Source organism: Streptomyces sp. N50 (assembly GCF_033335955.1).
GTDB lineage: Bacteria > Actinomycetota > Actinomycetes > Streptomycetales > Streptomycetaceae > Streptomyces.
Map to the genome: position 1 here is coordinate 828,469 of NZ_CP137550.1, position 14,848 is coordinate 843,316.

The window sequence follows — 14,848 nt, forward strand, 5'->3', positions numbered from 1 at the left end:
TGACGAGTTCTGACATGCCGCGTTTTGACATGCCGCGTTCTGGAACGACAACAACAGGACCGCTGGCCGGAATCACCGTGGTCGCGTTGGAGCAGGCGATCTCGGCTCCCATGTGCACCCGCACACTCGGCGACTTCGGCGCCCGCGTGATCAAGGTGGAGAACCCCAAGGGCGGCGACTTCGCCCGCCACTACGACGACGTGGTCAAGGGCCTGGGAGCACACTTCGTCTGGGTCAACCGCGGCAAGGAGTCGGTCGCCCTGGACCTGAAGACACCCGGCGGCATGGACGTCCTGCACCGCCTGCTGGAACGCGCCGACGTCCTCGTCTCCAACCTCACACCAGGCACCACGGCCAAACTCGGCATCTCCCCCGAAGACTTGACGACCCGTCACCCCGATCTCATCGCCGTCGAGATCGATGGCTACGGCCCCGGCGGCCCCCTCTCCCACAAGCGCGCCTACGACCTTCTCGTCCAGGCCGAGTCGGGCGCCTGCGCGGTGACGGGCCACCCCGGAGCACCGGCCAAACCGGGGCCGCCGATGGCCGACGTGTGCAGCGGCCTCTACGCCGCCCTGTCGATCGTCGCGTTGCTCTGCGGCAGGCAACGCGGGGTGGGGCCCGAGGCCTCGTCCGTCGCGGTGAGCCTGTTCGACACGATGACGGAGCTGATGGGATATCCGCTCACCTACACCCAGCACTCCGGCATCGAGCAACAGCCGCTCGGGATGAGTTCCCCCGCCGTCGCACCGTACGGTGCCCACCGCACCGCCGACGGCCACACCGTGGTCCTCGGCACCACGAACGACCGTGAATGGCAGCGCCTGGCACGGGAGTTGATCGACCGGCCCGACCTGGCGGACGACCCGCGCTTCGCGAGCAACGCCGGGCGGGTGGAGCACCGCGGCGAGCTGGAGCCGGAGATCTCCGCCTGGTGCGCCCGCCATGACCTGGCCGAGGTGCAGGACCGCGCGGACGCGGCCGGGATCGGCAACTCCCGCTACAACACGCCCAGCGACGTCATCGCCCACCCGCATCTGCGGGCCCGCGACCGCTGGCGCGAGATCGACACCCCGTCGGGTCCGGTCCCGGCTCTGCTGCCGCCCCCGGTCATCGCCGGGTACGACCCTCCGATGGGCGCGATTCCCGCGCTCGGCCAGCACACGGACGCCGTACTGGCCGAGCTCGGCCTGGCGGACGAGGAGATCGCCGTTCTCCGGGCTCAGGGAGCCGTGCGATGACCGCGCAGCCGGTCCTGCTGACGAGCGACGCCGAGGGCGTCCGGACACTCACCCTGAACCGGCCCCACCGCAAGAACGCGATCGACGCCGACCTGTGGGACGCCCTGAGAACGGCACTCTCCGCGGCGGGCAGCGATCGTACGGTGCGTGCGCTGGTCCTGACCGGTGCCGACGGCGCGTTCTGCTCCGGGGCCGACATCCGCAAGGGTGTCAGCAGCGACCATCCCCTGTACCGGATGCGAACCCTGAGCGAGGTCACGCTGCTGCTGCACGAGCTGCCGATCCCCACCATCGCCAAGGTCAACGGCGTGGCGGTCGGGGCGGGTTGGAACCTCGCCCTGGGCTGCGACTTCGTCGTGGCGACTCCGGACAGCACGTTCTCGCAGATCTTCGCGCGGCGTGCCCTGTCCATGGACTGCGGCGGCTCGTGGCTGCTGCCGAAGCTGGTGGGGTTGCAGCAGGCGAAGCGGCTTGTGCTGCTGGCCGAGACGATCGACGCGGAGGAGGCACGCGCCCTGAACCTGGTGACGTGGGTCGTGGACGCCGACAAGATCGACGCTTTCGTGGACGACCTCGCCGCCCGGCTGGTGGCCGGAGCGCCGGTCGCCCTCGCGCAGAACAAGGCGCTCCTCAACGAGAACGCCGATCGCACCCTGCGCGAGGCCCTTGCCGGTGAGGCGCGGGCGCAGGCCATGAACTTCGCCACGGCGGACGTCCCGGAGGCGTACGCGGCCTTCGTGGAGAAACGTCCGCCCCTCTACACGGGGCGCTGGGCGGTGCCGGGAACAGCGGTGCCAGGAACAGCCGTCCCGACAGCTACGGAGGACACGTGATGCGTGAGGCAGTGGTGGTGGAGGCGGTCCGTACCGCCGTCGGCAAACGGAACGGCGGGCTGGCCGCTGTGCACGCGGCGGACCTCTCCGCCGTCGTCCTCCGGGCCCTTGTCGACCGCACGGGTCTCGACCCCGAGGTCGTCGACGACGTGGTGTGGGGCTGCGTCGGCCAGTTGGGCGACCAGTCGAGCAACATCGGCCGCTACGCGGTACTGGCCGCGGGCTGGCCCGAGACCATCCCGGGGACCACGGTCAACCGGGCCTGCGGATCCAGCCAGCAGGCACTGGACTTCGCCGCCCAGGCGGTCATGTCCGGCCAGCAGGACGTCGTGGTCGCGGGCGGCGTCGAGGTGATGAGCCGCATCCCGCTCGGCGCCTCGCGGGCCGGCGGGATGCCGTACGGCCCTCAAGTCCTCGCCCGTTACGAGGGGTTCTCCTTCAACCAGGGCATCTCCGCCGAGAAGATCGCGCAGAAGTGGGGACTGGGCCGGGGTGTCCTCGACGAGTTCTCCGCGCTGTCGCACGAGCGGGCGGCGGCCGCGCAGGACGGTGGGGCGTTCGACGCGCAGATCGTGCCGGTGCCTGTCGAGGGGAGTGTTGTACCGGTGACCGCAGACGAGGGCATACGGCGCGGCACCAGCGTCGACACTCTCGCGAGGCTGAAACCGTCCTTCCAGGAGGACGGGGTGATCCACGCGGGCAACTCCTCCCAGATCTCCGACGGAGCCGCCGCCCTGCTGGTCACCACCCCTGAAAAGGCACGGGAGTTGGGGCTGACGCCGATCGTGCGCTACCGCGCCGGAGTGGTCACCGGTTCCGACCCGGTCCTCATGCTGACGGGGCCGATCCCGGCGACGGAGAAGGTGCTCCGCAAGGCGGGCATCGGCCTCTCGGAGGTCGGGGTCTTCGAGGTCAACGAGGCCTTCGCGCCGGTCCCGCTCGCCTGGCTGGCCGAGACCGGCGCGGACCCGGCGCTGCTCAACCCGCTCGGCGGAGCCATCGCGCTCGGGCACCCGCTCGGCGCGTCGGGTGCCGTCCTGATGACCCGGATGATCCACCACATGCGGGACCACGGCATCCGCTACGGCCTGCAGACCATGTGCGAGGGCGGCGGCACCGCCAACGCCACCGTCGTCGAACTCGCTTCCTGACAGGGGATGTTGTGCGCCGAGACGTCTTCACCGACGACCACGAGGCGTTCCGCCGGCTCGCGCGGGACTTCATCGCCAAAGAGGTGGTCCCCCACTACGCCGAGTGGGAGGAAGCCGGCCGGCTCCCCCGCGCCCTCTTCGAACAGCTGGGCTCGCTGGGCCTGTTGGGCACGGCCGTCCCCGAGGAGTACGGCGGCGCGGGCCTCGCCGACTACCGCTACAACGTCGTCCTCCAGGAGGAATCGGCCCGCGCCCTGGTGACGTTGGGGACCGTGCGCACCCAACTGGACGTCGTTCTCCCGTACTTCCTCACCTACGCCGACCGGGATCAGCGCGAGCGCTGGTTCCCCGGCCTGGCCTCCGGGAAGCTGCTCACCGCCATCGCGATGACCGAGCCGGGCACGGGCTCCGATCTCGCGGGGATCCGCACGACGGCCGTACGCGACGGGGACTCGTACGTTCTCAACGGCGCGAAGACCTTCATCACCGGCGGCCTCCTCGCCGACCTGGTGATCGTCGTGGCGCGTACGTCGACCGACCCCGACAACCGCCGCGCCGGGCTCACCCTGCTGGTCGTCGAGGACGGCATGCCCGGCTTCACGCGCGGCCGGGTCCTGCACAAGATGGGCATCAAGGTGCAGGACACCGTGGAGTTGGCCTTCGACGACGTACGGATCCCGGTCGCCAACCGGCTCGGCGAGGAGGGTGCCGCGTTCGGCTATCTGGGCAACAACCTGCCGCAGGAGCGGATGACTGTGGCGGTCGGCTCGGTGGCGCAGGCACGAGCGGCCCTGGACACGACGATCTCGTACGTGAAGGAGCGCAAGGCGTTCGGAAAGACGGTCGCGTCCTTCCAGAACACGAAGTTCGAACTCGCCGCCGTGGCAGCCGAGATAGAGGCCGCGCAGGCGATGCTGGACCGCGCGGTGCTGGAACTCGTCGCGGGTGAGCTGAGCGGTCCGGACGCGGCCAAGGTCAAGCTGTTCTGCACCGAGATGCAGGCCCGCGCGGTCGACCGCTGCCTGCAACTGTTCGGCGGCTACGGCTACATGCTGGAATACCCCATCGCCCGGCTCTACGCGGACGCGCGCATCACCCGCATCTACGCCGGGACCAGCGAGGTCATGAAGGTCATCATCGCCAAGTCCCTCGGATTGTGAGGCGGTTACGGTGCCGGACTTCTCCAGCAGACCAGGTGTCGCGTTCGTGGCGGGCGGCTCGGGCGGGATCGGGGCGGCGATCGTCCGGCTCCTCGCCGAGCGAGGCAGCGACATCGTCTTCACCTACCGGGCCAACCAGGAGGCGGCGGACGCGGTGGCCGCCGAGGTCACCAAGCTGGGCCGTCAAGTCCGCTCACTGCGCGTCGACTTGACCGACGAGTCCGCCACGGCCGAGGCCGTGTCGGAGGTGGGCGGCGGCATCCACACCCTCGTGTACGCGGCCGGCCCGCACGTACCGATGCGGCACCTGAGCAAGGTGACCCCGAGCGAGTACCGCGCCCAACTCGACGGCGACGCCGTGGCGTTCTTCAACCTGGTACATCCCGCGCTGCCGTTGCTGCGCGAGAGCCGGGGCAACATCGTCGCCGTCACGACCGTCGCCACCCGCCGCTTCCCGGTACGCGACGGACTCTCGTCCGGCGCGAAGGGCGCGGTCGAGGCGGTCGCCCGGGCACTCGCCGCCGAGGAGGGCCGCTACGGCGTCCGCGTGAACTGCGTGGCACCCGGCATGCTCAACGACGGTATCGCCGGCCGTCTGATCAGCTCCGGCGAACTGGACGAGGCCGCCCTCGCCGTCACCCGGCGCAACATCCCCATGCGCCGCTTCGGCGATGCGACCGACATCGCGGAGGCGGTCGCGTTCCTCGCCTCGGACCGGGCGGGGTTCATCACCGGGCAGGCATTGGGAGTTGACGGCGGGTACAGCGTGTAGGTCACAGGCCGTCGATGCGCCGGCCGGCCACGTAAGCGGCGCGGACCAGCTCCCCGGACAGCGCGCGAAGGGCCTCGCGGAGCGGTACGTGGAGCAGGCACAGGTCGGCGGCCGACCCGACCGCCAACCGGCGTGTCCGCGCCGGGTGTCGGGGCTCACCGGTGAACAGCCGCAGCGCCGCCCAGGGTTGGAGTCGTTCCGCCTCGTCCCGTTCGGTCGCGGCCCGCATGACCGCCCAGGGGTCCGAGGCGCCATAGGGCGCGTCGGTACCGGCGGCGAGCGGGACGCCCGCCTCGGTCAGGGTCCGGCAACGGTAGAGGTGGGGGCGGTCGTCGGCGTCCACGTCGGTGGCGTACGCGGCACCCCGCTCGACCGGGAAATGGGGCTGCGTCACGACCGTCACCCCGAGCCGCCGTAGCCACGGGATCGTCTCGGCCGGGATCACCGACCCGTGCTCGATCCGGTCGCCCTCGGCCGGTCCCACTTCGTCCAGGGCGAGCAGCGTCACCAGCAGCTGCACCCGGGTCACACAGTGCACGGCGACCGGCCGGGGCCTGATCTTCCCTATGGTGCGGGCGAGTTGGGCGGGAGTGGGGAGTGTCGGGTCGTCGAGCATCAGCTTCACGGGCTCGTCGACGCCCATCACCAGGAGCCGTTGCGGAAGGACCGCCAGCATCTGGGTCAGCCCGCGCGCGGGGTGCGGATCCGCGTTGGTGAACCCGGTGACGCCGAGCGCCGCGGCCCGCCGCCCAACACCCTCCAGATCCAACCGCGTTGGCGGCACAAGCCCCCGCAACCGCTCGTCCTCGCGCCAGAACCGCCCGTCGCCGTCCAGCCCGACCGCCCGCAGCGCCGCGCTGTTCCACACCCACAGCGCACCGGTCCGATGCTGCACCCGCACCGGGCGATCCGGCGCGAACACGTCCAGCGCCCACCGGTCCAACTCCCCCGCGACACTCTCGTGATAGCCGACGGCCCGCACCCACTCCCCCGGCGGACCACCAACCAGGGCCGCCGCGAACGCCGTTCGGTCCCGCACGTCACTCGGCCCGACCCGCACGGAGGCGGCGTCGGCGGCCAGCGCCGCGAGGTGTACGTGGTGGTCGTGCAGGCCCGGCAGCAACGCAGCGCCCCGACCGTCCACATCACCCCGCCCCGGCAGCCCGGGCCCGATCTCGGCGATGCGCTCACCGTCGATCCGTACGTCCACCACCCCTGGATGGCCCTCGACCTCAACGTTCTTTATCAGCACGGTGGTTGGACCCGGGTTCGCGCGTCCGCGAGTGTCGCGGCGCAGGCCGCCATGGAGACGCAGAGCAGTTCTCCGCCTCCCGCGGCGAGGGAACGGGCCACGGCCTGGGCGGCGAACACGCCGGTGACGGGATCGGCGAGCGCGTCTCCGAGGAAGAGGGGGTCGCCGTTCGGGTCGACTCCGGTCAGACCGCCGGCCACGGAAGCGTCGTCTCCGAACGCGATGCGGTCGTTCTCGCGTCCGTATCCGGTGATACCGACCCACACTCGGCCGGGGCGGGCGGCGAGGAACTCCTCGGCGCGCAGGCCGAGTCGGCGCAGCGCGCGCGGCCGTGACGCCTCGATGACGACGTCGGCCTCGGCGACGATCTCGTCCAGCGCGCCGGGGGTAAAATCGACGACCAGGTTGTCGTGTCCGTCGTGCAGCCAGCGGTAGAAGGCGGGCGTCCCGAAGCGCGCACCGTCCGGTCGTGTCACGCTCTCCGCCTTCAGCACCCGGGCGCCCGCCAGCCCCAGCAACCGCGCGCACAGCGGCCCCGCCCAGAGCGCGGAGAAGTCGACGATCCGTATCTCCGCCATCGCGCGCGAGGCACCCTGTTCGCCCCACCTCTCGGCGCGGACCGCGGGGCGTGAGCCTTGGGCCGATCCCGGTACCGCAGCGGCGATGCCAAGCAACTGTGCGGCTTCGACCACGTCGGCCGCCGCGACCCGTCGTACCGCCGCCTGCAGACCCCCGCGCTCCCCTGGCGAACCGAGCAGCGCCAGCAGTGCGGGTACGGCGGCCAGGTCGTCGGGGCGGGCCAGGTTCACAGCGGCCCAGCCGTCAGCGGCTTGGAGGAGGTCGCAGGAACCGTTGGCGGATGTCCTGCCCGGGCGTTCCAGGCCGGCCAGTTGGGCCCGCAGGAACAGTGCGGTCGGCAGGTCGACCGGCACGCCCGTCAGGTCCGTGAAGGAGCTGGCGATGTCCGAGAGCGGGGCCAGGAACGGCTCGACGGAGTCCATCCAGTCGCGGAGAACAGGATTCTCCATGAGTCGAACCCCCTTCTCTCCCGAGGTGATCTCAAATTACACTCCGTTCCACGCATGGAGGGAGATCACTGTGGAGTCGCCCTTCGTGATCGTCGACCTCGACCACGCCCCCAACGACCGCGCCTCCTCGCACGAGACAGAACCGCCTGACCGCGACCGAGTCGTGATCGGCGTGGCAGCGCAACCCACCGCTGCGGTCGAAGGCTTCGACATCCTGCTCACCGGGGTTCCCGAGCCGCCCCGGCCATGGGTGGGGTGCGCGGATCCGCGGGCCACGGCTCGGCAGCTGGGTCACATCGCCGACAGCCGGCCCGCCGCATCCGTCGCGCTGGTGCAGGTGCTGCGGATGGGCAGCGGGCTCTCGATCCCCGACAGGCTGGTTCTCGAATCCCTCGCGTACTCGACGCTTCAGGGCGGAGCGGACTTCCGTTCCTGGCTGGCGGCTGCACCCCGGCGTGCCCACCGCCCCGCCGAGACTCCCGTACGGCTCGACCGTGACGGTCCCCGGCTGTCCATCACGCTCGACCGGCCCTGGGTGCGCAACGCGTTCGACGCGGCGACACGGGACACGCTGTGCGAGGCACTTCAGGTGGCCGTGGCCGATCCTTCGATCAGCCGGGTCGATCTGCACGGCAATGGCCCGGCCTTCTGCAGCGGTGGCGACCTGGCCGAGTTCGGTACGTCGCGTGACCCGGCGCGGGCTCATCTGGTGCGGGTGCATCGGAGTCCGGGTGCGCTGCTGCACCGTTGCGCTCCACGCGTGACCGCGCATCTGCACGGTGCGTGTGTCGGCGCGGGGATCGAGCTCGCGGCGTTCGCGGGGCGGGTGGTCGCCGCGCCGGACACGGTGATCCGGTTGCCGGAGGTCGGGATGGGGCTGATTCCGGGCGCGGGCGGTACGGCGAGCATCCCGGTCCGGGTCGGCCGGGAGCGGACGGCGTATCTCGCCCTGTCCGGGGCGGAGTTGAGCGCCGGGGTTGCGCTGCGCTGGGGGCTCGTCGACGAGGTCAGCGACAGGGAGGACGCGGCTGCGGACCCTCGGCGCGCCTTCCACGGCTAAGGCACCGCGCGCTTCGTACCGGTGTCCCCGAGACCATCCCGCGGCCTCGGGAACACCGGAGTCGCGTCACTTCCCCGTCCACACCGGGCTACGGCGTTCGGCGAAGGCCCTTGCCCCCTCCACCGCGTCGGCGCTCCTGAACACCGACTCGACCTCTGCCGGTTCGGCCCAACGGCGTTCTCGCATCAGCTTCTTGGTCATCGCGACGCCGAGAGGACCGTTCTCGGCGATGCGTCCGGCCAGGGTCAGTGCCGTCTCCCGTACCTCACCGGCCGGGACGGCGCGGTTCACCAGGCCGAACTGCTTGGCGTCCGCCGCGGTGACGAGGTCGCCGGTCAGCCCCATCTCCAGGGCGACGGCCAGCGGGACCCGGTCGGCGAGGGTCGTACCGCCTCCGGCCGCGAACAGGCCCCGCTTGACCTCCGCGATCCCCAGCTTGGCGTCCTCAGCGGAGACCACCAGGTCGCAGGCCAGGGCGAGTTCGAAGCCGCCGGCGAGTGCCGAGCCGTTGAGGGCGGCGATCACCGGTGTGGTGATGCCCTCTCGGAAGAACCACACCAGGCCGTCGAACTTGCCGCCTCCCTTCGCGAACGCCTTGAGGTCCATTCCGGCGCAGAAGACCGTTCCCGCGCCCGTGAGGACGATCGCCCGAACCGCGGGGTCGGTGTCCGCTTCCCGGAGCACGGTTGACAGTTCGCCGATCAGCTCCGGGTTGAGGGCGTTTCGGGCCTCCGGACGGTTCAGGGTCGCCACGAGGACGGCGCCGACCCGTTCGGTGAGGACCAGGTCGCTCATCGGGCCGCCACCACGGCCGCCCGGGCCTTGGAGCGGAACGCCTCCAACTTCTCGGCGGGCTCGATGAGTTGGTGACTGCGGGAGCGGGTGCTGACGTCGTGGCCCTCGGCCGCCTTGCGCAGGGCGCCCACGGTGGCCTGTTCGCGCGGGATGTGCGTGAAGGGGTCGAAGGAGTACCAGCGCATCGCGTTCTCGAAGGTGATCTTCCTGGCCTCGTCGTCGGGACGTCACAGCTCGCCAGCACGTCGTGCAGCTGCTCGGGGGCGTCGGGCCACAGCGAGTCGCTGTGCGGGTAGTCGCCCTCCCAGCAGATGTTGTCGATGCCGATGTCGTGGCGCAGCCGTACGCCCAGCTTGTCGGTGATGAAGCAGGTCAGGAAGTGCTCGCGGAAGACCTCGGAGGGGAGCTTGCCGCCGAAGTCCTGGAGGGTCCAGGTGGAGTGCATCTCGAAGGTGCGGTCGAGACGCTCCAGGAAGTACGGGATCCAGCCCGTCCCGCCTTCCGAGAGGGCGATTTTCAGATTCGGGAACTGCTTGATCGGGGGCGACCAGAGAAGGTCCGCCGCGGCGGAGACGATGTTCATCGGCTGGAGCGTGATCATCACGTCGGGCGGCGAGTCGGCGGCCGGCACGGCGAGCCTGCCGGAGGAGCCGATGTGCACCGACATGACGGTGTCGGTGTCGGACAGCGCGCGCCACAGCGGGTTCCAGTACGGGTCGTGGAAGCTCGGGTAGCCGAGGACGGCGGGGTTCTCTGTGAAGGTGAGGGAGTGAACGCCCTTCTCGGCGACCCGGCGGACCTCCGCCGCGCACAGCTCCGCGTCCCAGATGGCGGGCAGCGCCATGGGGATGAAGCGTCCCGGGTAGGCGGCGCACCACTCGTCGATGTGCCAGTCGTTGTAGGCCCGTACCAGCGCGAGGGAGAAGTCCACGTCCTTGGTCGCGAACAGACGGGCCGAGAAGCCGGGGAAGGACGGGAAGTTCATCTGGGCGAGGATGCCGCCCGCGTTCATGTCCTTGATCCGCTCGTGCACGTCGTAACAGCCGGGGCGGATCTCGTCGAGGCCCTGCGGTTCGACCCCGTACTCCTCCTTGGGCCGGCCGGCCACCGCGTTGAGCGCCGAGTTGGTGATGGTCGCGCCGCCGAACTGCCACACATCGGTGCCGTCGTCCCGGTGGACCAGTTGGGGCGCGTCTTTCTTGTAGCGCTCGGGGAGGTGGTTCACGAACATGTCGGGGGGTTCGATGATGTGGTCGTCGACGCTGATGAGGATGAGGTCGTCGCGGTCCATGACGGCTCCTTACGGGGGTGGGTCGGTCAGTCGGAGGCGGGCAGCGGCTTGGCCGCCTTCAGGGTCATGGGCGCGCCGTCACAGGTGAGTTCGCCCGCGCCGGAGGCGGTGCAGAGCAGTTCGAGCGTCCCGGTGGTGTCGACGTACCGCTTGCCGATGAGGGTGGTGGTGCCGGCCGGTCCGGGCTTCGCCGGGGGTGCGTCGGCCGCGGGGATCAACGGGCTTCCGCCGCAGGCCAGTTGGGGCTGTGCGGAGGCGGGTGCGCGGATGACGACCACGCGGGTGCCGCAGACGGTACTGGCGAGTTGGTCACCGGGGCGCAGCGTCGGTGCCGGTGGGGTCATGGCGGAGTTCCCTTTCGAGCAGGCGGTCGGCGAGGAGTTCCACGTCGTAGGACTGACGGGCCATCCAGTACCGCAGGAAGCCGGTGAGCGAGTACCGCAGGAAGAGTGCGGAACCGACGACGCTCCCGGCGACCGCGGCCAGGCCGAGCGTGAGAGCGTCGTTCTGCACCAGCGAATCGCTGGTGTTGTGCGAGATGAAGTAGGCGCACACGCCGAGGACGACGCCGATCGTCATCAGGGCGGCGCCCGCGCGCAGCCAGAGAACGGCCCTTCCGGCGGCCGGGTCCGGGATTTTCAGGACGGTGAGTTCGCGGACGAAGCGGTCCGCTCGCGTCTCGGTGGACGTCATGTGGAACTCCCCAGGTAGAGAGCGGACAGTTCGGCACGCAACCCGCCGTCGGGGTGGCCCTGCCGTTCGACCCGGCCGCGTACGAGGACGGCGGCGTGGTCGCAGATGTCGAGGACTGCGGCGGCGAACTGCTCGACGACGAGCACGGCGACGCCCTGCCGGGCGATCTCGCCGACCTGTTCGTAGAGCCGGCCGACGACCAACGGGGCCAGCCCCATGGAGAGTTCGTCGAGCAGCAGGACGGCGGGGTCGGTTGCGAGGCCGCGGGCGAGGGCGAGCATCTGCTGTTCGCCGCCGGAGAGGGTGCCCGCGGCCTGTCCGGCGCGCCGGGCGAGGACGGGGAAGCGGGCGAACGCGATCTCCTCGATCTCCTCGCGACCGCGGCCGGTGAAGGTCATCATGAGGAGGTTGTCGCGGACGGACAGGTTCGGGAAGACGCCTCGCCCTTCGGGGATGAGGCAGACTCCGGCGCGGGCCAGGTCGCGGGGGTCGGCGCCGGTCATGTCCCGTCCGCCGAGCACGAGTTGGCCCGATTCGACGGGGTGGACTCCGGCGGCGACACGCAGAGTGGTGGTCTTTCCGGCGCCGTTCGGGCCGAGCAGCGCCACCACCTGTCCGGCGGCGACGTCGAGGTCGACGCCGTGCAGGACGGTGATGCGTTCGTGGGCGGCGCGGATGCCGCGCAGTTCGAGAAGTGCGCTCACGCGTCCCCCAGGTAGGCGGCGAGAACCGTTTCGTCGCTGCGGATCACCTCGGGCGGGCCGACGGCGATGATCTTGCCGAGGTCGAGGACGTACACCTCGTCGCAGACGGCCATCACCAGGCTCATGTCGTGTTCGACGAGGACGACGGCGGTTCCGTCGTCGGTGAGGGCGCGCAGGAGTTCCGCGAAGCGTTCGGTCTCCTCCGCGTCCTGTCCGGCGGCGGGTTCGTCGAGGAGAAGCACCTTCGGGCGGATCGCAAGCGCCCTTCCCACCTCGACCAGGCGGCCAACTCCCGTGGGGAGGGCGTCGGGTGAGGTGTCGGCCAGGTCGGTGAGACCGAGGCGGTGCAGGATCTCGGTGACGAGCCGGTCTGCGCGGCGGCGTTCGGGGCCGAGTTCGGCGGCGACCAAGAGGTTGTCGCGCACGCTGAGCCGGCCGAACAGTTCCAGGCGCTGGAAGGTACGGGCGAGTCCGTGCCGGGCCCGGGCCGAGGGCCGGGCCCTGGTGACGTCCCGGCCGTCCAGGTGGACCTGTCCCGAGGAGGGCCTGCGCAGTCCGGAGGCGACGTCGAACAGGGTGCTTTTCCCTGCCCCGTTGGGGCCGATGAGCCCGGTGACCCGGCCCGCCTCGGCGGTCAGGGCGACTCCGTCGAGAGCGCGGTTCCCGCCGAAGGAGACGGTCACTCCACTAACCTGCAGCGACGCCACGGGCCAGCACCTCCTCGTCCTCGGGGCGCCAGTCACGCCGTAGACCCCACCACTCGACGGGGATCTCCGGTTCGGCCGGAGCGGTCTGCCGGGCGCTCGCCCAGGCGCGGAGCGCGACGGCGAGAACGAGCGAACCGCCGTAGTACGTCCAGTCGTTGATGACATCGGTGAAGCGCAGGGCCCAGGCCAGGGCGAGGGCGCAGAGCAGGGTGGACAGGGCGATGCGGTCGCGGGCGAGCGGTTCCCACTGGCGGCGGAAGCGGGAGACGATGCCGTCGGGGTTGTGGCCGAGACCGACGCCGGCCAGGCCGGGAAGCAGGGCGACCAGGTTCGCGGTGCCGGGGACGACGGCGATCAGGGCGTTGGTCGGGCCGACGAAGGCGGTGCCCGCGAAGAGCCCGTTGCCGACCGCGCCGAGCCCGCCGACCACGGCGACGAGGAAGATGGGCAGCCCCGCCACGAGGCTGAACTGGTCGGCGGTGACGGTGCGTTGCTGCATTCCGTACAGCGCTCCGCCGAGTCCGGCGATGCCAGAGGCGAGGGCGAACACGGCGACCTTGGCGACCAGCAGGTTGCCGCCGAGGGTGGCGTACGCGGCCTCGCTGTCGCGCAGGGCGATCAGCCGCCGGCCGAAGCGGCTGCGGCGCAGGGCCGCCACACCGATCGAGGCGAGCGCGAGGCAGACGGCGGCGAACACCATCAACTCCCGTCCGCTGTCGAGCCGGAGGCCGAACAGGTCGGGGCCGGTGGCGTCGACCGAGCCCTGGTCGAAGAGGGCGATCCGCAGGCCGAAGACGTGGAAGGCCGGCAGGGTGAAGATCCACCGGTCGAGGATCACGGCGAACGCCGCGGTGCCCAGGGCGAGATACACACCGGAGAGCCGCAGCGCGGGCAGCGCGACGAGCGCTCCCGCCACCGCCGAGACGAGGATCGTGGCGCCGAGTGCCCACAGTTCGCCGTGCGCGCCTAGGTGTGCCCAGACGACCGCGCCGATGCCGGCCATGCTCAGCTGGCACAGGGAGACCTGTCCGGCGTACCCGGCGAGCGGGACGTACGAGAGCGCCACCACGCCCAGCGAGAAGATGGCTCCGTAGGTGATCAGGTCGGCTTCTCCGAGCAGAGAGGCCAGTACCGCGCCGAAGGCGACGACCACCGCGGCGAACACGAACGTGCCGCGCGCGCTCGGCACCGGCACGCGGGCCAGCCGTCGTTCACGGCCGCGCAGGCGTCGGTGCGGGAAGACCAGCAGGGCGAGGAAGAGCAGCAGGGCGGGCGCGGCGAGCCGTAGTCCGGGGAGGTATTCGTTCTGCGGGAGGTAGCCGGTCAGGTAGCTCTCCATGCAGCCGACGACGACGGCGCCGAGGAAGGTGAGCGGCAGGCTGCGCAGACGGCCGAAGACGGCCGCGGTGTAGGCGCTGACGATCAGCAGGGAGAGCTGGGCGGCGTCGAGGGTGACGGTCGGGGCGATCAAGATGCCGCCGATCGCGGCGAGTTGGGTGCCGAGGATCCAGGAGACGCGGCCCGCCCTGACCGGGTCGGCGCCGGTGAGACCGACCAGTGCCCGGTCGTCGACGGCCGCGCGCATCTCGGCTCCGGCGCGGGTGCGGTAGAGCAGGATGCGCAGGCCGACGGCGACGGCGACAGCTACCGCCATGGTGATGGCCTGGTGCCAGGTGATCACGGCCGGGCCGAGGTGGATGGGCTTGCGCGCGGCGAAGAACATCGGCAGGGGCCGCGCCACGTTCGGGTCCCAGATCCAGCGCGCGGCCGCGATGAGACCGCTGAGCAGCGCGACCGTCATCACCAGCCGTTCGGCTTCACCGAGGGCCTGGACGGGCCGCAGCACGAAGCGCTCCACGAGCAGTCCGAAGCCGGGGGCGAGCACGAGCAGCACCACCACCAGGGCGACCGGAACGGGCCAGCCCCAGCCGACGGTCAGCTGCCAGTACATGAACGCGGACAGCATGCCGGCCGCGCCGTGCGCGAAGTTGAACACACCGGTGGTGGTGTAGGTGAGCACGAGCCCACTGCCGATGACGGCATAGATCGCGGCCGTGCTCAGGCCGACGATCCCGAAGGTGAGGAACTGGTCCATCGCGTCGGATCTCCCCTCTCCATCGCTGGAAACTAGCTTCTCATCTACGGAGAATCAACCATTCAG

14 protein-coding genes and 1 pseudogene are annotated in these 14,848 nt (G+C 70.9%); 6 read left to right on the forward strand and 9 right to left on the reverse strand.

Features of this window, described 5'->3' with window-relative positions:
- Positions 1-29: 29 nt before the first annotated feature.
- Genes R2B38_RS48280 through R2B38_RS48300 form a run of 5 tightly spaced genes read left to right on the forward strand, consistent with a single transcriptional unit; the run spans position 30 to position 5,157 of the window.
- Positions 30-1,241, forward strand: a complete 1,212-nt coding sequence (locus R2B38_RS48280; protein ID WP_318022554.1) for a CaiB/BaiF CoA-transferase family protein — start codon at positions 30-32, stop codon at positions 1,239-1,241.
- Positions 1,238-2,074 (forward strand): enoyl-CoA hydratase/isomerase family protein, encoded by an 837-nt coding sequence (locus R2B38_RS48285; RefSeq protein WP_318022555.1) that lies wholly within the window; start codon positions 1,238-1,240, stop codon positions 2,072-2,074. The genes R2B38_RS48280 and R2B38_RS48285 overlap by 4 nt, the downstream gene beginning before the upstream one ends.
- Entirely contained in the window at positions 2,074-3,225 is a 1,152-nt protein-coding gene (locus tag R2B38_RS48290; RefSeq protein ID WP_318022556.1) for a thiolase family protein, read from the forward strand. Before R2B38_RS48285 ends, R2B38_RS48290 begins: the two co-directional genes overlap by 1 nt.
- Positions 3,226-3,236: 11 nt before the next feature.
- Entirely contained in the window at positions 3,237-4,385 is a 1,149-nt protein-coding gene (locus R2B38_RS48295; protein ID WP_318022557.1) for an acyl-CoA dehydrogenase family protein, read from the forward strand.
- A gap of 10 nt (positions 4,386-4,395) precedes the next feature.
- Positions 4,396-5,157, forward strand: coding sequence for an SDR family NAD(P)-dependent oxidoreductase (locus R2B38_RS48300; RefSeq protein ID WP_318022558.1), 762 nt, complete (start codon positions 4,396-4,398; stop codon positions 5,155-5,157).
- Between the two features lies 1 nt (position 5,158).
- Here R2B38_RS48300 and R2B38_RS48305 read toward each other — a convergent pair whose 3' ends face one another.
- On the reverse strand, positions 5,159-6,409 hold the full coding sequence (locus R2B38_RS48305) for an amidohydrolase family protein (protein ID WP_318022559.1): 1,251 nt from the start codon (positions 6,407-6,409) through the stop codon (positions 5,159-5,161).
- Positions 6,403-7,437: a CoA transferase gene (locus tag R2B38_RS48310; protein WP_318022560.1), complete on the reverse strand. Its 1,035-nt coding sequence runs from the start codon at positions 7,435-7,437 to the stop codon at positions 6,403-6,405. The genes R2B38_RS48305 and R2B38_RS48310 overlap by 7 nt, the downstream gene beginning before the upstream one ends.
- A gap of 70 nt (positions 7,438-7,507) precedes the next feature.
- Between R2B38_RS48310 and R2B38_RS48315 the strand changes: the two genes are divergently transcribed.
- Positions 7,508-8,497: an enoyl-CoA hydratase/isomerase family protein gene (locus tag R2B38_RS48315; RefSeq protein WP_318022561.1), complete on the forward strand. Its 990-nt coding sequence runs from the start codon at positions 7,508-7,510 to the stop codon at positions 8,495-8,497.
- 66 nt (positions 8,498-8,563) lie between these two features.
- On the opposite strand, the gene R2B38_RS48320 is transcribed toward R2B38_RS48315, so the two are convergent.
- The 7 genes and pseudogenes from R2B38_RS48320 to R2B38_RS48350 all read right to left on the reverse strand — a co-directional run bounded on the left by R2B38_RS48320 (position 8,564) and on the right by R2B38_RS48350 (position 14,782).
- Positions 8,564-9,292 (reverse strand): enoyl-CoA hydratase-related protein, encoded by a 729-nt coding sequence (locus R2B38_RS48320; RefSeq protein ID WP_318022562.1) that lies wholly within the window; start codon positions 9,290-9,292, stop codon positions 8,564-8,566.
- A pseudogene (locus tag R2B38_RS48325) lies at positions 9,289-10,583 on the reverse strand (amidohydrolase family protein). The gene R2B38_RS48320 and the pseudogene R2B38_RS48325 overlap by 4 nt, the downstream one beginning before the upstream one ends.
- A 26-nt stretch (positions 10,584-10,609) precedes the next feature.
- Positions 10,610-10,927, reverse strand: coding sequence for a hypothetical protein (locus R2B38_RS48330; RefSeq protein ID WP_318022563.1), 318 nt, complete (start codon positions 10,925-10,927; stop codon positions 10,610-10,612).
- A complete protein-coding gene (locus tag R2B38_RS48335; RefSeq protein WP_318022564.1) occupies positions 10,893-11,276 on the reverse strand; it encodes a hypothetical protein in 384 nt (127 codons plus the stop codon). The genes R2B38_RS48330 and R2B38_RS48335 overlap by 35 nt, the downstream gene beginning before the upstream one ends.
- Positions 11,273-11,980, reverse strand: coding sequence for an ABC transporter ATP-binding protein (locus tag R2B38_RS48340; RefSeq protein ID WP_019070010.1), 708 nt, complete (start codon positions 11,978-11,980; stop codon positions 11,273-11,275). Before R2B38_RS48340 ends, R2B38_RS48335 begins: the two co-directional genes overlap by 4 nt.
- Positions 11,977-12,687, reverse strand: a complete 711-nt coding sequence (locus tag R2B38_RS48345; protein ID WP_318022565.1) for an ABC transporter ATP-binding protein — start codon at positions 12,685-12,687, stop codon at positions 11,977-11,979. Before R2B38_RS48345 ends, R2B38_RS48340 begins: the two co-directional genes overlap by 4 nt.
- Positions 12,668-14,782: an ABC transporter permease gene (locus tag R2B38_RS48350; RefSeq protein WP_318022566.1), complete on the reverse strand. Its 2,115-nt coding sequence runs from the start codon at positions 14,780-14,782 to the stop codon at positions 12,668-12,670. The genes R2B38_RS48345 and R2B38_RS48350 overlap by 20 nt, the downstream gene beginning before the upstream one ends.
- Between the last annotated feature and the right edge of the window lie 66 nt (positions 14,783-14,848).